Origin of the sequence: Jejuia spongiicola (assembly GCF_023502325.1) — a bacterium.
GTDB lineage: Bacteria > Bacteroidota > Bacteroidia > Flavobacteriales > Flavobacteriaceae > Wocania_A > Wocania_A spongiicola.
The window spans coordinates 356,460-379,059 of the sequence record NZ_JAMFLZ010000002.1 but is presented as its reverse complement, the minus strand read 5'-3'; the positions used below and the strand labels follow the sequence as shown (position 1 = coordinate 379,059).

20 protein-coding genes are annotated in these 22,600 nt (G+C 31.8%); 10 read left to right on the top strand and 10 right to left on the bottom strand.

Going from position 1 to position 22,600, the window contains the following annotated elements:
- Positions 1–162: 162 nt before the first annotated feature.
- Positions 163–1,623 (bottom strand): aminoacyl-histidine dipeptidase, encoded by a 1,461-nt coding sequence (locus tag M3P09_RS05700; protein WP_249972366.1) that lies wholly within the window; start codon positions 1,621–1,623, stop codon positions 163–165.
- Positions 1,624–1,798: 175 nt separating this feature from the next.
- Between M3P09_RS05700 and M3P09_RS05695 the strand changes: the two genes are divergently transcribed.
- From M3P09_RS05695 to M3P09_RS05685, 3 genes are all read left to right on the top strand, one after another.
- Positions 1,799–2,866, top strand: a complete 1,068-nt coding sequence (locus M3P09_RS05695; protein ID WP_249972365.1) for a DUF3810 domain-containing protein — start codon at positions 1,799–1,801, stop codon at positions 2,864–2,866.
- Positions 2,867–2,949: 83 nt separating this feature from the next.
- A complete protein-coding gene (locus M3P09_RS05690) occupies positions 2,950–5,928 on the top strand; it encodes an amidohydrolase family protein (protein WP_249972364.1) in 2,979 nt (992 codons plus the stop codon).
- Positions 5,929–5,941: 13 nt separating this feature from the next.
- Positions 5,942–7,243 (top strand): amidohydrolase family protein, encoded by a 1,302-nt coding sequence (locus tag M3P09_RS05685; protein WP_249972363.1) that lies wholly within the window; start codon positions 5,942–5,944, stop codon positions 7,241–7,243.
- 47 nt (positions 7,244–7,290) lie between these two features.
- Here M3P09_RS05685 and M3P09_RS05680 read toward each other — a convergent pair whose 3' ends face one another.
- Both M3P09_RS05680 and M3P09_RS05675 read right to left on the bottom strand, forming a co-directional pair.
- Positions 7,291–8,076, bottom strand: coding sequence for a DUF6503 family protein (locus M3P09_RS05680; protein ID WP_249972362.1), 786 nt, complete (start codon positions 8,074–8,076; stop codon positions 7,291–7,293).
- A 66-nt stretch (positions 8,077–8,142) separates the two neighbouring features.
- Positions 8,143–10,749: a T9SS type A sorting domain-containing protein gene (locus M3P09_RS05675; RefSeq protein WP_249972361.1), complete on the bottom strand. Its 2,607-nt coding sequence runs from the start codon at positions 10,747–10,749 to the stop codon at positions 8,143–8,145.
- 38 nt (positions 10,750–10,787) lie between these two features.
- On the opposite strand from M3P09_RS05675, the gene M3P09_RS05670 reads away from it, so the two are divergent.
- The 5 genes from M3P09_RS05670 (at position 10,788) to M3P09_RS05650 (ending at position 16,290) form a co-directional block, all read left to right on the top strand.
- Positions 10,788–11,588, top strand: coding sequence for a TrmH family RNA methyltransferase (locus M3P09_RS05670; protein ID WP_249972360.1), 801 nt, complete (start codon positions 10,788–10,790; stop codon positions 11,586–11,588).
- 5 nt (positions 11,589–11,593) lie between these two features.
- Positions 11,594–12,826 (top strand): M48 family metallopeptidase, encoded by a 1,233-nt coding sequence (locus M3P09_RS05665; RefSeq protein ID WP_249972359.1) that lies wholly within the window; start codon positions 11,594–11,596, stop codon positions 12,824–12,826.
- A 54-nt stretch (positions 12,827–12,880) separates the two neighbouring features.
- The gene (locus M3P09_RS05660; RefSeq protein ID WP_249972358.1) at positions 12,881–13,237 is read left to right on the top strand and encodes a hypothetical protein; all 357 of its coding nucleotides are present in this window, start codon (positions 12,881–12,883) and stop codon (positions 13,235–13,237) included.
- 294 nt (positions 13,238–13,531) lie between these two features.
- Positions 13,532–15,340: a DEAD/DEAH box helicase gene (locus M3P09_RS05655; RefSeq protein WP_249972357.1), complete on the top strand. Its 1,809-nt coding sequence runs from the start codon at positions 13,532–13,534 to the stop codon at positions 15,338–15,340.
- A 173-nt stretch (positions 15,341–15,513) separates the two neighbouring features.
- On the top strand, positions 15,514–16,290 hold the full coding sequence (locus M3P09_RS05650; RefSeq protein WP_099564184.1) for a carboxypeptidase-like regulatory domain-containing protein: 777 nt from the start codon (positions 15,514–15,516) through the stop codon (positions 16,288–16,290).
- 36 nt (positions 16,291–16,326) lie between these two features.
- Here the strand turns inward: M3P09_RS05650 and M3P09_RS05645 are convergent, their stop codons facing one another.
- Genes M3P09_RS05645 through M3P09_RS05635 form a run of 3 tightly spaced genes read right to left on the bottom strand, consistent with a single transcriptional unit; the run spans position 16,327 to position 17,951 of the window.
- Positions 16,327–16,719: a VOC family protein gene (locus tag M3P09_RS05645; RefSeq protein WP_099564185.1), complete on the bottom strand. Its 393-nt coding sequence runs from the start codon at positions 16,717–16,719 to the stop codon at positions 16,327–16,329.
- 5 nt (positions 16,720–16,724) lie between these two features.
- Positions 16,725–17,252, bottom strand: a complete 528-nt coding sequence (locus tag M3P09_RS05640) for an SRPBCC family protein (protein ID WP_249972356.1) — start codon at positions 17,250–17,252, stop codon at positions 16,725–16,727.
- A 45-nt stretch (positions 17,253–17,297) separates the two neighbouring features.
- Positions 17,298–17,951, bottom strand: a complete 654-nt coding sequence (locus M3P09_RS05635; protein WP_249972594.1) for a TrmH family RNA methyltransferase — start codon at positions 17,949–17,951, stop codon at positions 17,298–17,300.
- Positions 17,952–18,030: 79 nt separating this feature from the next.
- Between M3P09_RS05635 and M3P09_RS05630 the strand changes: the two genes are divergently transcribed.
- Positions 18,031–18,711: an SIR2 family NAD-dependent protein deacylase gene (locus tag M3P09_RS05630; RefSeq protein WP_249972355.1), complete on the top strand. Its 681-nt coding sequence runs from the start codon at positions 18,031–18,033 to the stop codon at positions 18,709–18,711.
- On the opposite strand, the gene M3P09_RS05625 is transcribed toward M3P09_RS05630, so the two are convergent.
- The 3 genes from M3P09_RS05625 to M3P09_RS05615 form a co-directional block, all read right to left on the bottom strand.
- On the bottom strand, positions 18,708–19,130 hold the full coding sequence (locus tag M3P09_RS05625; protein ID WP_249972354.1) for a cupin domain-containing protein: 423 nt from the start codon (positions 19,128–19,130) through the stop codon (positions 18,708–18,710). The genes M3P09_RS05630 and M3P09_RS05625 overlap by 4 nt on opposite strands.
- A complete protein-coding gene (locus tag M3P09_RS05620) occupies positions 19,120–20,376 on the bottom strand; it encodes a glycosyltransferase (protein ID WP_249972353.1) in 1,257 nt (418 codons plus the stop codon). The genes M3P09_RS05625 and M3P09_RS05620 overlap by 11 nt, the downstream gene beginning before the upstream one ends.
- Positions 20,377–20,456: 80 nt before the next feature.
- Positions 20,457–20,930, bottom strand: coding sequence for a heme-binding domain-containing protein (locus M3P09_RS05615; protein ID WP_249972352.1), 474 nt, complete (start codon positions 20,928–20,930; stop codon positions 20,457–20,459).
- A gap of 38 nt (positions 20,931–20,968) precedes the next feature.
- Between M3P09_RS05615 and M3P09_RS05610 the strand changes: the two genes are divergently transcribed.
- The gene (locus tag M3P09_RS05610; protein ID WP_249972351.1) at positions 20,969–21,535 is read left to right on the top strand and encodes an adenylosuccinate lyase; all 567 of its coding nucleotides are present in this window, start codon (positions 20,969–20,971) and stop codon (positions 21,533–21,535) included.
- Here the strand turns inward: M3P09_RS05610 and M3P09_RS05605 are convergent.
- Complete coding sequence (locus tag M3P09_RS05605; protein WP_249972350.1) at positions 21,522–22,502, bottom strand: DUF1028 domain-containing protein; 981 nt, start codon at positions 22,500–22,502, stop codon at positions 21,522–21,524. The genes M3P09_RS05610 and M3P09_RS05605 overlap by 14 nt on opposite strands.
- Between the last annotated feature and the right edge of the window lie 98 nt (positions 22,503–22,600).

The following is a 22,600-nucleotide window of genomic DNA, read 5'->3' as shown; positions in this document are numbered from 1 at the left end:
AATCTAAATAAATTTTATTAATTAATTAACATATATCTAATATTAACATTAAATATAATGCAAAAAAACATATAAACCAATGAAAAAATCTGTATAGATAAACAAATTTGCAATCAAATAGACAAACTTTAAAAGCTAATATAAATGGATATTTATATAAAATTATCCTTTCGGAATACTCTTCAAAATCTCAAGTACAAATTTCCAATATTTCTGAGCCGATGAAATTTGAGCACGTTCATCTGGTGAGTGCGCTCCTTTTATATTTGGACCAAAACTAATCATATCCATAGTAGGGTAATTAGTTCCAAGAATGCCACACTCTAATCCTGCATGGCAAGCAGCTACATGGGGCTTTTCTCCATTTAAATCTTCATATAATTTAGTCATTACTTTTAAAATAGCAGAATCCATATTAGGTGTCCAGCCTGGGTAATCGCCAGAGAACTCAACTTCACATCCAGTTAACTCAAAAGTAGCACGAAGTGTATTTGCCAAATCCATTTTAGAGCTCTCGACCGATGAGCGTGTTAAACATCCAATATGGATATTACCCTCTTTAATAATAACTCGTGCAATATTGTTTGATGTTTCTACCAAGTCCGGAATATCAGCACTCATCCTATAAACTCCATTTAATGCAGCATACAATGCCCTAGTCACTCCTTCTTGAACCCCTAAATCCATTATTTTATTTGGAGCCTCAGCTTTAGATATAGTGATTTCTAAATCAGGCTCCATGGTTTTAAGTTCTTTTTTAATGATTCCGGTTTGTTGAGCGACTTCTAATAAAAATGCTTCTTCATGAACTGCATCAATTGCTACAATAGCTTTACTTTCTCTTGGAATAGCATTACGCAAACTCCCTCCATCAATTTCAGAAACTCGTAATCCAAAATTCTCGAAACCATCAAATAAAATACGGTTCAAAATTTTATTAGAATTCCCTAAGCCTTCGTGAATTTGCATACCAGAGTGCCCCCCTTGTAAACCTTTTACAGTTATAGCATAACCTATTTTAAATTCGGGCGTGTCTTCTTCAGTATAACTTCTAGTAGCTGTAACATCTACACCACCTGCACAACCTACTCCTATTTCGTCATCCTCTTCTGTGTCTAAGTTCAATAATATTTCACCTTCAAGTAAGCCTCCTTTTAAGCCCATAGCTCCCGTCATTCCTGTTTCTTCATCAATTGTAAACAAGGCTTCAATGGCTGGGTGTGGTATGTCCACACTTTCTAATATTGCCATTATAGTGGCAACACCCAAACCGTTATCGGCACCTAAAGTTGTTCCTTTTGCTTTTACCCAATCTCCTTCTACAAACATATCAATACCTTGAGTGTCAAAATCAAAAACTGTATCATTATTTTTTTGGTGTACCATATCTAAATGCGATTGCATTACAATAGTAACTCGGTCTTCCATTCCAAGGGTTGCTGGCTTTTTTATAATAACATTCCCAACTTCATCCTCAATAGTTTCTAATCCCAGGTTTTTACCAAAATCTTTCATAAAGGCAATAACACGTTCTTCTTTCTTGGATGCACGAGGTACTGCATTTAAATCTGCAAATTTATTCCAAAGTTGTTGCGGTTGAAGTTGTCTTATTTCTGAGCTCATTGTTATTTTTATTAAGTTGCGTAAAGGTAACAAAAATGCACAGATTTTGGCAGCTACTCCTGATTGAAGTGACATCCTTTTTTGAGGCACGAAAAAAAGATATAGCGAAAAGCAGGAAGAAACCTTAATAGACAAACAAATGCCATTGGGTACAAATTTTTATTACTTTTGAAAGATGTTGAAGAACAAAAAAATAAGTATTGCACTTTTACTGATTCCACAATATATAATAGTTAAATGGTTAGCCCATTACCCAGAGTTTATAGAAAGCTATTACAGTAATGGATTGTATCCTTATATTTCGAAAATTTTTAGGTATGTATTAGGTTGGCTACCATTTTCTTTTGGTGATTTAATTTACGCATTTGCTATTATTTACGCAATTAGATGGCTGTATAAAAATAGGAAGCGATTACGAAAAGACACTAAGCAATGGTTTATTGATGTGTTTGCTGTTGTATCGATTTTTTATTTTGCTTTTCATTTGTTTTGGGGATTAAATTATTACAGGCTTCCTCTTCATAAAAATCTTAATTTAAAACATGACTATACAACCGAACAATTAGTTTCTGTGACTAAAAAGCTAATTGAAAAATCCAATGACCATCATTTAAAAATAACAAACAATGATACTGTAAAAGTTGATATTCCTTATAGTAAATCGGAAGTTTTTGAGATTACCAAAAAAGGTTATGATAATTTAAAACAAGTATTTCCGCACTTAGAATACAAACCAAAAAGTGTTAAAAAATCTTTATTTAGCTACCCTTTAACATACATGGGGTTTAGTGGATACTTGAATCCTTTAACTAATGAAGCACAAGTTGATGCTATTATTCCTATTTATAAATTCCCTACAACAACGGCACACGAAATAGCACATCAATTAGGTTATGCTGCCGAAAATGAAGCCAATTTTATTGGCACTTTGGCTACTATAAATAATGACGATATTTATTTTAAATATACTGGTTATACATTTGGATTACGTTTTTGTTTGAATGAAATATATAGACGTGATGAAGCTTTATATGAAACCATTGTAAAAACCGTAAATAAAGGCATTTTAAAAAATTATAAAGAAGTCCGTGATTTTTGGGAAACACACCAAAACCCTACCGAACCTCTTTTTAAACTCTTCTATAGCAATTTTTTAAAAGCCAATAGTCAAGAAAAAGGCATGGAAAGTTACAGTTATGTTGTTGCTTTATTGGTTAACTATTTTGAGAATAAGTCTTTATAATTAAATGTTAAAAAACATTTAATGCAGCACAACTACTCGCTTAATTTATATCTTTAGAAAGATAATTTTTAACTAACCAAATAATGATAAAAAAGCAATTTTTAATCTTCACACTTTTGTGTAGCTTTTCTTTTTATGCACAAGATTATTTTCCTAAAAATGACGGAGTAAAAGCAACAAACACAAATTATACCGCATTTACAAATGCTAAAATTTTTGTTACTCCAACACAAGTTATTAATAAAGGCACCCTACTTATTCGTAACGGAAAAGTAGTCGCTTCTGGAACATCAGTTAATATTCCTAAGAATGCAGTGATTATTGATGTTTCTGGTAAAAGTATTTATCCTTCTTTTATAGACATGTATTCGAGTTTTGGCATAGAAAAACCTAAGCGTTCTTCAAGTAATAGTAGAACTGCTCAATACGATGCTAGTAGAACAGGATACTATTGGAATGACCATGTCATGCCAGAAAATAAAACAATTAACAATTTTAAGTACGACTCTAAATCGGCCAAAGCGCTTATTAATGCTGGCTTTGGTGTTGTTAACACGCACATTCAAGACGGTATTGTAAGAGGACAAGGTACTTTAGTTGCACTAAATGAAAACGCGGGTAACGAAACTAGGGTTTTAGATGTAAGCTCTGGACAGTATTTATCCTTTAGAAAAAGTGTTACTTCAAGACAGGCTTACCCTAGCTCTATTATGGGAAGTATGGCTTTACTACGTCAACTTTATTTGGATGCCGATTGGTATGCAAAAGGACACAATAAAACTAAAGATTTATCAATAGAGGCTTTAAACCATAACAAAAGTTTAGTTCAAATTTTTGATGCTGGCAGTAGAGCAAATATTTTAAGAGCCGATAAAGTTGGTGATGCACATAATGTGCAATACGTTATTCTTGGTGGTGGTGATGAATATGAGCGCATTGCCGATATAAAAGCAACTAATGCATCATTAATTATCCCTATAAACTTCCCAAAAGCTTACGATGTTGAAAATACTTTTTTAGCATCTACTTTATCGTTAGCAGATATGAGAGCGTGGAATCAAAAACCATCAAACCCAAAAATGCTAGCAGAAAACAACATAACATTTGCATTAACAACACACAGTTTAAAGTCGCCTAATGCATTTAAAGCCCATCTTTTAAATGCTATAAAACATGGACTTTCTAAAGAAAAAGCATTGGAAGCTTTAACTACAATTCCTGCACAACTATTAGGGAAATCTAAAATGATTGGTTCTTTAAAAAACGAGAGTCAAGCTAATTTTTTAATTACTTCTGGCGATATTTTCGATAAAAAAACCAAGCTTTTTGAAAATTGGGTTCAAGGGAATAAAAATGTTATAAAAGATATGAATACCAAGGACATTACTGGTAACTATAAATTTTCTTTAAATGGTCAAACTTATAAAATGTCTATAAGTGGTGAATCAAATAAATTAAAAACCAAAATCACTTCTAATGAAAAAGTGCGTGGTTCTAGAATAACTTATAAAGATGACTGGGTAAATATTGCTTTTACAACTGCAGACTCAACAAAACAAGAATTTATAAGAATTGTAGCCAATGTTGATGCTAATAAAAATCTGAACGGGAAAACAATTATGCCTAATGGCAATGAGCTTTCTTTTTTTGCAAAACATTCTAAAGAAGAAGATGTTTCTAAAAAAACCACAAATAAAGATGATACTGAAAGCGAAAAAATTTTCCCTGTAACTTATCCTAATAATTCATATGGCTTTTCAGCATTACCCAAAGCTGAAGCCCTCTTATTTAAAAACGCAACGGTTTGGACTAACGAAAAAGAAGGTATATTAAAAAACACAGACGTTTTAATTAAAAATGGGAAAATTGCAAAGATTGGACAAAACCTATCAGATAGCAATGCAAAAATTATTGATGCAGAAAACAAACATTTAACTTCAGGCATTATTGATGAGCACTCGCATATTGCTGCTGCATCCATTAATGAAGGCGGACAAAACTCATCGGCAGAAGTTTCTATTGAAGATGTAATTGATGAAACTGATGTTGGTATTTACAGAAATTTAGCAGGAGGCGTTACTTCAATTCAAATATTGCATGGCTCTGCTAATCCAATTGGTGGCCGGTCTGCTATCATAAAATTAAAATGGGGAGAAACGGCAAATAGTTTAATCTATAAAAGTAGTCCTAAATTTATAAAATTCGCTTTGGGAGAGAACGTAAAACAAACCAGGCATCAAAACGGAGTTCGTTTTCCGCAAACACGAATGGGTGTTGAGCAAGTTTATATAGATTATTTTACAAGAGCTAAAGAGTATGATGCATTAAAGAAAAGTGGTAAGCCATACAGAAAAGATATTGAACTAGATGTGCTTGCTCAAATTTTAAACAAAGAGCGCTATATTTCCTGTCACTCTTATGTGCAAAGCGAAATTAATATGCTTATGAAAGTTGCAGAACGCTTCAATTTTAACATCAATACATTTACACATATTCTTGAAGGTTATAAAGTTGCAGATAAAATGAAAGCACATGGTGTTGGTGGTTCAACATTTAGTGATTGGTGGGCTTACAAATATGAAGTAAATGATGCTATTCCGTATAACGCAGCCATTATGCACAATGCTGGTGTAACCGTTGCTATTAATAGTGATGATGGAGAAATGTCTCGTCGTTTAAATCAGGAAGCAGCAAAATCAGTTAAATATGGTGCTATTAGCGAAGAAGAAGCTTGGAAATTTGTTACACTAAATCCTGCAAAATTGTTACATATTGATGAACGTGTTGGTAGTATTAAAGTCGGTAAAGATGCTGATGTTGTGCTTTGGTCGCACAATCCATTATCTATTTATGCAAAAGCTGAAAAAACAATTATTGAAGGTGTAACTTATTTTGACTTAAAACAGGATAAAATAAAGCGCTCAGAAATAAAGAGCGAAAAAAGTGAACTTATTAATATGATGATGCAAGCTAAAAATAAAGGTCTAAAAACACAACCTATTAAAAAGAAAATAAAAGAGCATTTACACTGCGATTCTATTGATAACGATTACCAACACTAAAAACATATTACAAATGAAAAATTTAAAAAAAATATTCTTATTCGTTATGTTATTGTGTTCTTCAATAGTAATAGCACAACAAACACCTGCTCCAAAGCAAACAAAAACCATAACTATTGAAGGTGCTACAGCCCATTTAGGGAATGGCAAAGTTATAGAGAACTCACTTATCATGTTTGATAGTGGCAAAATCACTTTCGTTGGAAGTGCTTTAACAAAAATAGCTCGTATTGGCGAAATTATAGATGGAAAGGGGAAGCACATATATCCTGGATTTATAATTCCAAATTCCACTTTAGGTTTAGTTGAAATTGATGCAGTAAAAGCTACAGACGATGATGCTGAAATGGGAACATGGAATCCACATATTAGAAGTCTAATTGCATACAACACTGAATCTAAAGTTATTGAATCTATGCGGCCAAACGGTGTGCTTTTAGGGCAGATTACACCTCGCGGTGGTCGTATTTCTGGCACCTCATCAATAGTGCAGTTTGATGCTTGGAATTGGGAAGATGCTAATATAAAGACTAATGATGGCATTCATATGAATTGGCCTAATAATTTTACAAGAGGCCGATGGTGGCTTGGAGAAGATCCTGGCCTAAAAATAAATAAAAAATATGCAAATCAAGTTTCCGAAGTAGCTAACTATTTTAAAGCAAGTAAAGCTTATAATAAAGGAAGTGAGTCTATAACTAATTTACCTTTTGAAGCTTTACAAGGTGTTTTTGATGGTTCTAAAACACTTTATATAAATGTTAATGACGAAAAAGGTATTACTGACGCTATAAATTTTTCTAAAGAAAATGGTATAACAAAAATGGTTATAGTTGGAGGCAGAGACGCTTATAAAATTACTAATCTTTTAAAACAAAATAATGTTCCTGTACTATTGCAACGTGTACATTCTAGACCAAATAATGATGATGATGATTATGATTTACCTTATAAAAAAGCTAAGCTTCTAGTTGATAATGGTGTTTTAGTAGCCCTGCAAGCCAGTGGACAAATGGAACGCATGAATTCCAGAAATTTACCTTTTTATGCTGGCACCACAGTTGCTCATGGATTAACTAAAGAACAAGCATTGCAACTTATTACATTAAATCCTGCTAAAATATTAGGAATTGACACTAACTATGGAAGCTTAGAAACTGGTAAAAGTGCAACCCTTTTTATTAGCGAAGGAGATGCTTTAGATATGCGGACAAATATTATAATTGAGGCGTTTATTGATGGTAGAAAAATAAGCTTAGATACTCACCAAACTAAACTCTGGAAACGCTATTCAAATAAGTTCAAGAATCAATAAAAACAAAAAAGCTTCGTAAGGATTTACGAAGCTTTTTATTAAAGTTACTATTCAATAATTTTTGCGCCTTCAGGTATTTCAAATAAAGTATCTGATGGCTTTTCTTTTGATAGAATTACATTTATAAACTTTAAATCGCTACGTTTTGTTGTTGGTTTATTATTTTCATAATTATACCATGTTAACGTTTCGGGTAGCAGCAAACCTTCAATAGTTTGCCAGTTACTGTATTTTATATAACGAAATTCTTTACTTTTTTCTTTTGAAAAATAGGTGACTGTATAGCTCAACCAAGTCATTTTGTTTGTCTCAGAATCGTAGTACAATACATACTCATCTTCTGGTGACTCTCCTACTCCATCATTATAAGAAATTTTAATTCCTGGATATTCTTTTTCTTCAAAAATTAATGGTTCAACATCTTCGTAGATAATACCATCATCTCCTAGAATAAAAGGCATTGCGTAAAAATAAGACATTAGATTATAATAAAATTTGGCATTGCCTTTATAAGCTAATGTGTCTTGTTTTAACCAAACTTTTTCGCCATCAAAACCAATCTTAAATTTATTAGTTTCAATTAATGATTTTCTACTTTTTAAAGCTGTTGTCGTTTTTTCATTGCCTTCAGGAAGCTCAGTTTCAAACACCAAATTCTCCATAACATTCCAAGTATCAATACCTCCATGGGCTTTAAATATTTTTGAAATGTTTTCTGGGTAAATTTTAGAAGTCGTTGTAATTACTGCTTCTTCTATTTCTGTTTTTGCTTCTGGTGTTTGCTTGCAAGAGGCAATTAAAAATACTAGTAATACTGGAAATATGCTTTTCATTTTGCTTAAAATTAGTTTGATGTGTTTGTCGTCTTTTAAAAGCTTGTATTACAATTTATACCTTATTTATTTAACCATTAACTTTCTTGTAAATTCATTAACGCCATCATTTACTTTAAGAAAATACAATCCACTTTTTAAAGAAGAAACATTTAATTGAACCGCTTTATTTTGCAATTGATTTTTATTACTAAGAATCATTTTTCCTTGAATATTATATATTCTAGTTTCGATACTATTGCTTGAGTATTTATTAAATTTTAATTCAACCAAATTATTTGCTGGATTTGGGAATAAAACAAACTCTGAATCACTAATCTTTTCATTAGAAAGTGTAGTTACAAATTCTGTTTGAAATGTATTAGTGACAACTGCAGGGTTAAAATCAAAATAAATCTCGGCTGTGTTTGGTATAATATCACCAACACTATATCCAGTTAAAGGCTTTATTTTATAATATACGTAACCATGGCTATTAGGCTCGTCCATATCTTCACTTGGTAAATGAATATTATCAAATTTCCAATTTAATTGACTATCTACTCTAGTAAACACATTGGCATGACTTGACAAAAGCATTTGAATGGTTGACTTATCTAAACGAGAATCTAATGTATTATCAATAGATACATTTATAGCATCAGCTGTTCCTACATTTTGGAATCTTACGGTGTAATATAAATAATCAGTAGCTTCAAAATCACTATGAATAATTTCTGGTCCATGAGATTCTGCAATGTCATTAGGGTCGTATGAACCTATTACGGTTTCAGACAAAACAGATGTGTTGTTTTCAGCAGATAAATCAGTTACAGAATATGTAGCTGTATTTGTTAATAAAGCCCCTAAGCTTGTTGGAACAGGAACATTCATATTAATTAATACTGTTTCTTGTTGATTAGGCGCAAGATTAATAAAATCTAAAGTAAAACCAGTAGCAGTATTTACAACACTATTGCCAGCATCTATATAAGTTACATTATTGAAAGTTACCAATGGATCATGAACAAACTCAACTGAACCAGAAGCAACAGTTTCTAAACCTTTATTTTTAATTACTAAATAATTGACATAATCGAATCCAGGTCTTGGCGGCACATAGGACACTAAATAAATGGCAATATCTCCACAATCTTGAACTTTGGTAATTGGGAAGTTATAAGTTACAAGGTTTCCGTTTGTTGCACTAACATCTTCGTACAAATCAGTTGTAATATTATAGCAATCTAAATACTCATCGTATAAACTATAACTTATGTCATAAGTATTATTATCGTCGTCACTTATAATTTCGAAAGACCCTGTTGAAGAACTTACAACGTATTGAATGCCATCATTATTCATTTCATAGGTAAAAAGCCCATTCACAAAAAGGTTTTCATCATTTTCAAAAGTACCATTAGTATCTTCATCATAAAACGCATTGACTTCAATAACGCCAGAATTAGAACAATCTTTCACATACAAGTCCAAAGTAGTTATTGCAAAACATCCTGTGGGGTCATTCTGAACTCTTACATATATTGTTAGCGGGTTAGCGTAATTAGTGAATGAAGATGGTAAAGGGTTAATATCAACTTCAGCATCAAACAGAGTTGAATAATAAGATATTGACACACCTGTTTGAGTACCAATTATTTCTGTGTTTTTAGAATTTAAATCAAAAGTTTCAACTCCATCTCCGCTAATATCATCACAAACTTCTAAAGGTGTTGGTTGATTTATTTGCGGAATAGGCAATACACTTATACTAAACTCTCCTGTATCAAAACAACCGAATGAATTTTCAACTCTTACATAAATTGTTTGTGGATTTGTTATATTTTGATACAAGGTGTTTTTGTCTATAGGATTTGTAAAAGAAGAATCTTCATAATACAATACTTCGCTACCTACTTGCCCATTTAAAATTTCAGAATCTTTATTAGTTAAATCAAATTCAATAAACCCATCTGAGTCATCATCGCAAACCAAAACACTAGACACACTATTCATTGTTGGCGGTATCCAAACAATCAACTCAAATGATGTTGTTTCCACATACCCTGTATCTAAATATTCAACTCTTGCGTGAATAGTTTGTGTATTAGAGTAATAAGCAGTTGGGTTAACAATTAAATCAGTTTGAGCTTTATCTTTATAATATGAAACAGAATAATTACTTGGTACGCTTCCGCAAAATATACTAACTCCTATTTGTGTTAAATCAAATATAGCATATCCATTTGTGTCATCTCCATCTGATAAATCATCACAAACTTCTAATGGAGAAATAGTAGTAGATAACCTTTTAATTTCTACAAAATCATCATACGATGTAAGGGATTCAAAGTTCCCTCCAGAATTTATAGCATTTGCTCTAAAATAAATGACTTGTGGGTTAGATATATTTGTATAGGCTTCAGGGTTTATAATAGCATTCGTTTCATTATTCATATCATCCTGCGTCTCATAATAAGAAATTGTATGATAATCAGTCTCAACTTCCCCTTGGCTAGCTGCGCAAAATGAAGTAAATGGAAATAAACCCCTCAAATTCAACTCTTTAAAACCATCGTCATTATCATCACAAATGTAAACTGATGTAATTCCACAAGGCGGTGGTGGCCCTTGTTGTGAATAAATAGAAATAGAAAATGAAATGAATAAGCTGAATAGTAATAGTTGTTTCATATTTGTAGTAAATTTGCAGAAACAAAATTAGTAAACAATTGCCTACAAAGTCAATAACCAGTATACAAAACCAAATTATTCGACAACTTACTCAATTAAAAGATAAGTCGCGCGAACGCAAAAAAACTGGGTTATTTTTAATTGAGGGCAAACGCGAAATTTCTTTAGCTTTAAAAGGGGGATATGAAATAGAAACCATTTTGTTCTATCCTGAATTATTTTCTTTAGATCAGGTAAACGACTTAATAAATCAACCAGCAAGCATTATTGAGATTTCTAAAGAAGTATACCAAAAACTGGCTTATCGGGATACTACTGAAGGTATTTTAGCTGTTGCAAAAACTAAGGCAAGTAGTATAGATAATTTAGCTATTAAAACTGAAACACCTTTAATTTTAGTAGTAGAAGCTCCTGAAAAACCAGGTAACATCGGCGCTATTTTACGAACTGCCGATGCTGCCAATGTTGATGCTGTAATTATTGCAAATCCAAAAACCGATTTGTACAACCCTAATATCATAAGATCTAGTGTTGGTTGTGTTTTTACAAATAAAATAGCTACAGGAACCACAGCAGAAATTATTAGCTTTTTAAAAGCTAAAAACATTTCTATTTACTGCGCCGCTTTAAAAGCTTCAGTAGAATATGACACACAAGATTTTGCTAAACCAACAGCTATTGTTGTTGGTACTGAAGCTACTGGATTAAGCAATGATTGGCTGAATAATTCGACGCAAAATATTATTATCCCAATGCAGGGAGAAATAGATTCTATGAATGTATCAGTTGCGGCAGGAATTCTTATTTTTGAGGCCAAACGACAACGTCGTTTTAAATAAAACATATGACAGCAAATACACTTTTTTATATTATCATCGGTATCATTATAATCAATTTTATAGTTGACAAGGTTTTGAATACATTAAATGCTAAACATTTTAATGATGCTCTTCCAAAAGATTTACAAGATGTTTATGATGATGCAGAATATAAAAAGTCTCAAAATTATAAAGCCACAAATTACAAATTCGGGCTAATCACCTCTTCATTTTCTATTCTTTTAACCTTAGGTTTTTTGTTTTTTGATGGGTTTGAATTTGTTGATAATATAGCTAGAAATTATAGTGACAACCCTATTCTAATAGCTTTAATTTTCTTCGGCATTATTATGATTGGCAGCGATATATTAACTACTCCTTTCTCTTATTACAGCACGTTTGTTATTGAAGAAAAGTTTGGCTTTAATAAAACAACTGTTAAAACATTTTTTCTTGATAAGATAAAAGGTTGGCTAATGATGGTGCTTATTGGTGGTGGGATTTTAGCTTTAATCATTTGGTTTTATCAAGCTACTGGAGCAAATTTTTGGTTATATGCTTGGGGGTTAGTTGCCCTTTTTACCTTGTTTATGAATATGTTTTACTCTAAACTTATTGTGCCTTTATTTAACAAACAAACGCCTTTAGAAACTGGAAGTCTACGTGACAACATTTCTGAATATGCCCAAACCGTAGGATTTAAGCTTGATAAGATTTTTGTAATAGACGGTTCTAAACGTAGCACTAAAGCCAACGCTTATTTTTCTGGTTTTGGAAGTGAAAAACGCGTAACCCTTTATGATACTTTGATAAACGATTTAGATGATGATGAAATTGTTGCAGTTTTAGCACATGAAGTAGGCCACTATAAAAAGAAACATATTATTTTTAATCTGTTTGCTTCAATTTTATTAACTGGGTTAACACTTTACATTTTATCATTATTCATTTCTAACCCACTTTTATCAAATGCCCTTGGAGTTGACATACCTAGCTTCCATATTGGTTTAATTGCTTTCGGGTTACTCTACTCTCCTATTTCTGAAATTACGGGATTGATTATGAATGTATTTTCCAGAAAGTTTGAATACCAAGCCGATGATTATGCTAAAAACACCTATAAAGCAGAACCTTTAATTACTTCTCTAAAAAAATTATCAAAGAATAGTTTAAGTAATTTAACACCTCACCCTGCTTATGTTTTTATGCATTATTCGCACCCTACTTTGTTAGAACGAATTGGAAATTTGAGGAAATAATTTGACGCAACCTTTTGTTATAATATTCATCTACAAATAAATACTATTTGTATTATGAAAAATTTTATCTTTATTTTATTTTCTATATTAATTTTCACCTCTTGTACAAAAGAAGATAATTCTCCTTTTGATATCAATGGAATGTTTACATATAATATTCCTAATTGTGATAATGGTGGTAACCCTGAAATACATTGTACTTTATTTATTAATTTTGTTAATGATTCAAATGTTAGCCCTATTTCTATTACTGGAGGTGATATTGTTTATGAAACCTCTTATGTAATAAACAAAAGTATTATCAAATTCAATAAATCATCAAAATTTAATTTCAATGTTTCATTTGAAATTATAAACAATAAAACTCTTAAACGTATAGAAGATAATACGCTTTGGGTAAAAGAAGAATAAATTCTATTCTATTTTCTATACTTGAGCATTTTTTGGCACAAAATAGAATTAAACAAATTACTACAGTGCTTTTTTCATTTGCAATGATACTTTTTTAAAAATATTGAGTAGTGAAAGCGTGTTAAAACTTCCAAAAATTGATAATCCAAATAAAAGCTTATCTTTGCCGCTTGAAACTCAGAAAGTGAGTTAAATTCCTCAGAGAGAGGGTGTGTTACAAGAAGTTTAAGGTTAAGTATGTCGATTCGCTTCTTTATGTAACACTACATAACATAATCGAATACTTATACAAGAATGAGCACATTCCAAGAATTAGGTCTTAATGACGACCTTTTGCACGCAATTACAGATTTAGGTTTTGAAAAACCTAGTGAGGTACAAGAAAAAGCAATCCCAATTTTATTAGAATCGGAAACCGATTTAGTAGCATTAGCGCAAACAGGAACTGGTAAAACAGCAGCCTTTGGTTTTCCTATGCTAGAAAAAATAGATATTGATAGTAGAACCACTCAAGGTTTAATTTTATCGCCTACTCGCGAACTTTGTTTGCAAATTACAAACGAAATGAAGCAATACGGCAAGTACTGTAAAGGGCTTAACGTAGTGGCTATTTATGGTGGATCTAGTATTACAGATCAAGCCAGAGAAGTTAAAAGAGGGGCGCAAATTATTGTGGCAACTCCTGGACGAATGAAAGATATGATTAGCAGACGTTTGGTTGATATTTCTAAAATACAATACAGTGTTTTGGATGAAGCTGATGAAATGCTAAACATGGGTTTTAAAGAAGATATCACAGATATCTTATCGCACACACCTGATGATAAAAACACTTGGTTATTTTCTGCAACTATGCCCAGAGAAGTGGCAACGATTGCTAAAAAATTCATGCATGATCCACAGGAAATTACTGTTGGTAACAAAAATGAAAGTACAAGTCAAGTATCTCACGAGTATTATTTAGTTAATGCTAGAGACCGTTACCAAGCATTAAAACGGTTATCGGATGCCAATCCAGATATTTTCTCTGTGGTTTTCTGTAGAACTAAACGTGATACACAAAAAGTTGCCGAACAGCTTATTGAAGATGGTTATAGCGCTGGAGCTTTACATGGAGACTTAAGTCAGAATCAACGTGATTTGGTTATGACATCTTTTCGTAAAAAACAAATACAAACGCTTGTGGCAACAGATGTTGCTGCTCGTGGTATTGATGTAGATGATATCACTCACGTTATAAATTACCAATTACCAGACGAAATTGAAACTTACACACACCGTTCTGGTCGTACAGGGCGTGCTGGAAAAACGGGTGTTTCTATGGTGATTGTTTCTAAAAGTGAGGTTCGTAAAATAAAAAGTATTGAGCGTATTATTAAAAAGCAATTCGAGAAAAAGGATATTCCTGATGGGGCTGATATTTGCGAAGTACAGTTGATGTCGCTTGCTAATAAAATTCATAATACAGAGGTTAATCATGAAATTGATAAACATTTATCAAATATTAATGAATTATTTGTAGACACAGATAAAGATGAGTTAATTAAAAAATTCTTTTCAGTGGAATTTACTCGTTTTTATAACTATTACCAAAAATCTAAAAACTTAAATGTTTCTGAAAGCTCTAGTGATAGAGAGGGTGGAAGAGATTTTAGCAGAGGTGGTAAAAACTCAACACGTTACTTCATTAATGTTGGCGGAAAAGATGGTTTTGATTGGATGAAGTTAAAAGACTTCCTTAAAGAGCAATTAAACCTTGGTAGAGATGATGTTTTTAAAGTGGAAACTAAGGACAGTTTCTCGTTTTTTAATACTGAAAACGAATTAAAAGAGAAAGTCCTAGCTCATTTTACCGACTTTAAGCATGAAGGTCGTTTTGTAAATGTTGAAGTTTCTGAAAACCGTGGCGGTGGTGGAAGACGCGACAGACGTGGTGGTGGAAGACGCGATGGAAAAAGTGGCGGAAGGCGTAGTGATAGAAAAGGAGGTTCTGGAAACAGAAGCGATAGAAGGCGTTCAGAAGGAAAGTCTAGTTCAAGCAGACGTTCAGAAAATAAGTCTAGTGATTTTGGAGCTTCAAGACCAAGGCGCTCCAGACGCTAATTAAAAAAGAGTCTATCGATGTTAATCGTCGAGGTTTTATTAAAATTTTGATTGTGTTTTGCCAAAAAATTAAACGTTTTTGTTAATTTTTAGTCAAAATAAAAAGTGTTATTCAATTGTTACTATTTTGTTTAGTACTTTTATAGCTAAATTAGCGTTATTGAATTAGCATTATGAAAAACTACTTATTCCTATTTACTTTTATATTAACCTCTGCATTTAGTTTTGGACAAGATGCTAGTAAAGTAATTGGTGTAGTTATAAATTCTGCTGATGACAAACCTCTTGAAAGTGTAAATATTGTTAACCTCAATCAGGTTATAGGAACTACAACAAACAACAAAGGTGAATTTCAAATTTCCGCGAAAGCGAATGATACATTACATTTTTCTTATTTAGGTTTTAAATCTATTAAAGTTAGGGTTACTAATGACTGGTTAAAGTTTGGAAGCTCAAAAATTGAATTAACAGAATTAGCTTTAGCACTTGAAGAAGTCGTTGTAAATCAATTAAAATTAACAGGATATTTGGAGGTTGACATTAAGCAAGTTCCTGCAGTTAACAACAATTACAGATACAGTATTTCTGGTTTACCAAGCACCGGATATGAAGCTGGAAAACCTACAGCTGTTACAAAAATATTAGGTTCTATTTTTAATCCTGCCGATTTTTTATACCGCATGTTTGGTAAAAAACCAAATGAATTACGTAAGCTAAAAAAGATGAAGAAAGATGACGAAATAAGAAACCTTTTAGCTTCTCGTTTTGACAGAGAAATGCTAACCGTATTACTTCAAGTTGATCGTGTAGATTTAGATGAAATTGTAAGCCAATGCAACTACTCCAAAGGCTTTATACAAACGGCTAACGATTTGCAAATATTAGACGCTATTAGTGAATGTTACGAGGAATACAAGCTATTGAGTAGAGGACGCAGTAAACGTCTGTAATACTCATTTAAAAATAAAACAAAAAGAGGAAGCAAGTTACACTTCCTCTTTTTTTATTGCGTTAGCATGTAATGCTACTCGATTACCTTCAGTATCTATAAAAACACCCATAAAACCATACTCTGGGGAAATTTCGGTTTTAGGCTGATAAATTTTTCCGCCAGCTTGTTCCACTCTATCCAGTTCGTTTTGTACATCATCACTCATAAAATACACCAACGTACCTTCTTGACTCGGTATGTAAGATTCTTGTTTAATTAAAGTCCCTGTGGCACCTTCTTTCCCTTCTGCAAAAGGAAACCAGCCCATTAAGATGCCACCAAAATCTTGAACAGATATTTCTACATTAAAAACAGTTTCGTAAAATGCTTTGGCTCTATCCATATTACTTACAGGAATTTCAAACCAACCTACCATATTTTTTTTCATAATTTCTACTTTTCTAAAATTTCTTTTAAACTTTCTAAACCTTCATCAAAATCTTTTCCTACAGACTTTTCAAAGTTAAAAAACAACATGAAAACATTTATAGGTATTGGGTTATTACCTGTAAAACCCCAAGTTACTTTAGTTTGGTTCGCATCTATTTCATCAACTTTAATATACGCCTGAGACACCGATTTCCAGGGTTTAAAAAAACGCAATTCTGATGATATTTGCTTATTCTTCTCAATACCTAGAATTTCTTGCTCTCCTATTCCAACCTCTTTATTCCCTTCCCATTTAGAAATAAAACCTATTTCTCCATCGGTACCCACAAATTCTTGTTTCATGTTTGGGTCTTTCTTTTTCCAAGGCGACCATTGATCTTGGTTTTTTATATGTTTTAAATATTCAAAAACTTCTGGTAGTGGTTGATTAATTAAAATACTTCTATTTACTTCATATGTTTTTGGGGAGATTAAAGCGAGCAATACTATAATTGCAAGAATACCTATTATGATGTAAAGCGCTATATACATATTTTTTCAGTTAACTGATTAAGGGATTTAAATTTACACATTCTTTTATGGATTATAAAAACGCTCAACAATTTCGTCGTAGCTCTTAATTGTTTTTTTACACCAATCTAAACGTTTAATAAGCATCTCTTCTTTAGTTAGTTGCCAATCGATATTAGTTAGTTTTAACTTTGTTGTAACATGCTGCAAAATAATGGCGGCAGAAACAGAAATATTTAAACTTTCAGTAAATCCAACCATAGGAATCTTTAAAAAACAATCTGCTTGTTCTATAACCTCTTCAGATAATCCTTCAGTTTCTCTTCCAAAGAAAAAGCATGATTTTTTTGTGACATCAAAAGCATCAAGTAATCCATCATCTTTATGTGGCGTAGTAGCTACTATTTGATACCCTTTCTGCTTTAAATCTTTTAAACAATCTTTTACAGAGTGAAACCTATTCACATCAACCCATTTTTGTGCGCCCATAGCAATTTCTCTATCAATACGTTTAGAATTTCGCTCTTCTACAATATTAACCTCCTGTATACCAAATACATCGCAACTGCGTATTACAGCACTAGTATTATGCAACTGATATACATCTTCAGTAGCCACAGTAAAATGTTTAGTGCGCTGCGATAAAACAGCATCGAAACGTGCTTTACGCGATTCGGTTAAATAACTTTCTAAATGTTCTAAAAGTTTTGTATCCATTATCAAATAAAAAAATGTAAGTTAATAAAATTGATGAGATTCTTCTCTTTGTTCAGAATGACAGAATAACTATTTTTATAAAATGAATAAGCACATAGTGATACTTACAGGAGCAGGCATGAGTGCCGAAAGTGGTATAAAAACCTTTAGAGACGCCGACGGTTTATGGGAAGGGCACGATGTTATGGAAGTTGCTACTCCTGAAGGCTTTGCAGCAAATCCAAAACTAGTTTTAGATTTTTATAATCAACGCAGAAGCCAATTATTTGAGGTTGAGCCTAACTCAGCACATTATAGTTTAGCTAAATTAGAAAATGATTTTAAAGTAAGTATTATTACCCAAAATGTTGATGATTTACATGAACGTGCTGGTAGTAGTAATGTTATACATTTACATGGTGAGTTATTAAAAGTTAGAAGTACTTTTGATGAAAGTGATATTAAAGATTGGAAAACAGATTTAGTTATGGGAGATACTTGTAAAAAAGGTTATCAATTACGCCCACATATTGTTTGGTTTGGTGAAGATGTACCTATGATACCTAAAGCGATTAGTATCTGTGAAACTGCAGATATTTTAATTATTATTGGCACTAGTATGCAGGTATATCCTGCTGCGAATTTAATGCATTATGTGCCACAAAACACAGCAACTTATTTTATTGACCCAAAACCAAATATCGACAGCAAACAAAACTTAACAGTTATAGCAGAAAATGCTACAGTAGGAATAAAGAAAGTTATTGGCTTATTAAAAAATTAACTTTTTTCAATAACTGTGATTGGTAAATCTTTAGTTCCAGCATAAAAAACAACAATCTCAACTGGTTTATTACCTTCATTTATACCATAATGAATTTTATTTACCAATTCAACAATAACATCACCTACTTTTAAGTGAAGAACATTTCCTTCTATATCGACTACTTTTAGTTTTCCTTTTAGTAAAATTCCAGAATTAATTACTGGATGATAATGCTTATGAAGTATTGTTTTTGGTGGAATAGTTATTTTTAAAACCGTTATTTTTGGTTCTCCTTCCGGGTAACTTGGAAGCTTATCTCCATTCCAGCTTTTTGTAGTTTCAACTAACTTTACAACTTCTATTTTTTGGTTCTTTTTTACCGCACAAGATGATAATAAAATCATAGTTAATGCTATACAAGCAAGCTTAATTTTCATTTTTAGTATCAATATTTTTATTTTTCTCTTCTATCCATTTACTCATAAACTTGGTGCTTTGCTGTATATTATGCAGCAACATTTGTCCAATAAAGTTCTGCAGTCGTTTTTCGTTAAGATGTTTAATTGTCTCTTCTACTCTATTTAAAAAAAATTGCTGGTGTATAAGTTTACCAAAACGGGTATTGATTATTGAAAATCCATTTTGCTGCTTTGAATTCCATAAATCTTCATCATTATATAGTTGAGCAGCTTTATTTACAAATTCTTGTGGTTTATCTTCTACAAATCCATTGGTTTCTAAATTTCCAAACATTCCTTCTGCTGCCATATTAGTCATTACACAAGGTGTTCCATTTTGCATCGCATCAACTAATTTTCCTTTTAAACCTGCACCAAAACGTATAGGCGCCAAGCATATTTTAGCCAGTTGCATTACTTCATTTACATCTTCGATAAATCCTTTTATTAAAAACCTTTCTTTTTTATTATGCAATTGATTTACTTTTTGGGATGCATAAGCTCCATAAATATGTAATTCGACCTTTGGTAATTGCTTACTAATTAATGGCCAAATAGTTTCTTTTAAATATAAAACTGCATTATAATTAGGTTCATGTAAAAAATTACCAATAGTTATAAAATGTTGACGATCTTTAAATTTTGGTAAACTTTCTGCGTTTTTTTTTGAAACCTCACTAAGCATAAACGGTAAATACACTAGCAGCGACTCATCAACTTTAAATTGATTTTTAAGAATTTCCATTTCTGCTTCCGAAATTATCAAACTTAAATCACTTCTATAAATACTAGCAATTTCTCTTTTTGATGAGTCATTAAATAAATATTCTATATTAAAATTACTTCCGTCTTTAAACGCTTGCTGCCTTCCTTTTCTTAAACAATGTAAATCTTCGGTATCAAGAATTCTTAAAGCGTTGGGGCAATGTTCTGCAACACGCCATCCAAATTGTTCTTCCATCATAAAACGATCAAACAATACAATACCTGGATTCAACTTATTTACAAAAGCATCAAAACTTGAATCGTTTAATTCAATACTTTTTTCTGTAACTCCAATACTTTCAAGGTTAAAAGCATTCTTGCTTTTTGCACAAGGCGTAGCAAATGTAATTTTATAATGTTGCAATAAAAAAGTTTCAATTAATTGCATCATTCTGCTTCCAGCAGCAGAACTTTGGGGCTCTGGCCATACAAAACCTATAATGAGTAAATTTTTATTCATGAAAATTTTCTAAAATCTTAAAAACCAAGTTTTAAGTCTATATGCTTCGTAATTACAATTTGATTTTTTAGATTTTATGTTTATTCTGGTTTTGGCTCTAAGCTATACTTAAGCCGCACTTGTTTTGCCCAATCAATAACAGCTTTTCTTTGTTCATCATTAAGCTTAGCTTCTTTATGCGTCCAAGTATAAGAGTTTAATGGCATTGTTTTGTCTTCTACCATTTCAATTAGTTCTTCAAACTTATGATCTTTTCGTTTTGTAGAATTTCCTTCCCATTTAGACATATTAAAGTGTCCTTTTCCATGTTTAATATGACCCGCAAGCCAATAGTTTATTGGTGTTATATTATTATACCAAGGGTATCGTGTTACATCGCTATGGCAATCGTTACAACTTTCTTTTAAAATAAGCTTTACATCTTCAGGCGGGTTAGTTTCTGCTAAAAAAGCATCTATTGATGCTAAATCTCCTGCATTTTTATCTGGTCTAAAAAATTGAGATATTAACAGTACAATAAGTATAAGCCAAAGAATCTTTTTTATAATTTTCATTTTTGGTAATTTTAGAAACTTAAAAATAAGAAAACCTTTTGACTACTGAACAACTCTACGAAGAATTAAATTATGTAAATCATTCGCGTGAAAAGCGATTGTATTATGCACACTTAATGCAAGACAATCCAAATCTAGTCCCAAAGTTGTTAAAAATTCTTTTTATGGTAGATGATAAAATTTCACCTAGAGCTGCTTGGGTTTTCGAATTTATGTGCAATGATAATATTGACACCATAATTCCTTACTTAGATTATTTTACAAAAAACATGCATAAAGTTCATTTAGATTCTGCTGTTCGACCTGTAGCAAAAATTTGTGAGTTTCTAGCAAAATCTTATACCTCTAAAACTACCAATAATATAAAAAAGGGTTTAACTGAAGCCCATAAAGAGCGTATTATTGAAGTCTGTTTTGATTATATGATTAATGATGAAAAAATTGCACCAAAAGCCTATTCGATGAACACACTTTTTTTATTTGGAAAAGATTACGATTGGGTACATCCAGAATTAACACTAATTTTAGAACGTGATTTTCAAATGCAAAGCTCTGGTTTTAAAGCAAGAGCACGGCATATTTTAAAAAAAATTAAAGCCGCATAATATTTTTAAGCTCATCTTTTGAAATAATCAAAAGTTTACTTTTCACCAATCGGGGCACTAATAATTTCCAATTATTGTCTTTACTAAAAATAGATTTCAAAATTGGTTTTGCTTTTTCAAACTCTTTATTATTTACCAAGTTTATTGCGTACCAATATTTCATTTCGATATTATTTGGAAACAGCTTTTGAGCTTCAAGGTACAATTTCTCAGCTTCAATAGAGTTTCCTGCTTCCATAGCTAAATCACCATTATTCATAAAATCATAGGCTTTATGAATTTTGATTAATCTTTCTAATTCTTTTATAGGGTTTTCATGATCTTCAACCCTTAAATCCATAACAGTGTCTTCCCAAGAATTCCCAGTGGCTTCGCCCTTTACTATTAAAATTGCAGCAGATTGTTTTCCTCTTATATCTCCTTTTTCATTTTCGGCAGCTTTTAAAGAAGCTAAAATTCGTTCACTTAAACTTCCTTTAGTAGTTTCAAAAGCTTTAGCCATAGCATTCCAAACTGTATTATTAAGCATCATATTTGCTTGTACCGAAAAGTTTTTCCCTTGTCTATGTCCTGCTTCTTCAATACATAAATTACCAGTATGCGTTGCAACTTGTCCTTTTTTATTTAGAAATGCAACCTGTCTATACATTTCGCCTTCATCATTTTTAATTAAGGCTTTCAATGCTTGCTTTGGAGATAATCCTTCTCCCATAAGAGTCAATCCTTTTGGTCCATAACTAGGGTTAACTAACGATTGTGTTGCCACAACACCAACACCTGCTTTACCATAAGTAACAACACTACCTACACTAAACCAATGAGATTGTACAGCAACACCCATATCTCCAGTAATAGAATCTCGAGCTACAATAGAATATGTATGCGTAAAAGGTTCTGACTTCTTATAGCTTTGTGCTGTTATAACTTGAGACATGATAAATGTAATTAAGAAAATAATGTTTTTCATTTTAGCGGAATTTGTCAATAAATATACTTATTTATAAGAAAACCTTAATTGATTAAAGTTTTCAAACTCTTTTTATTATTAACCAAAAAACTAAAAAG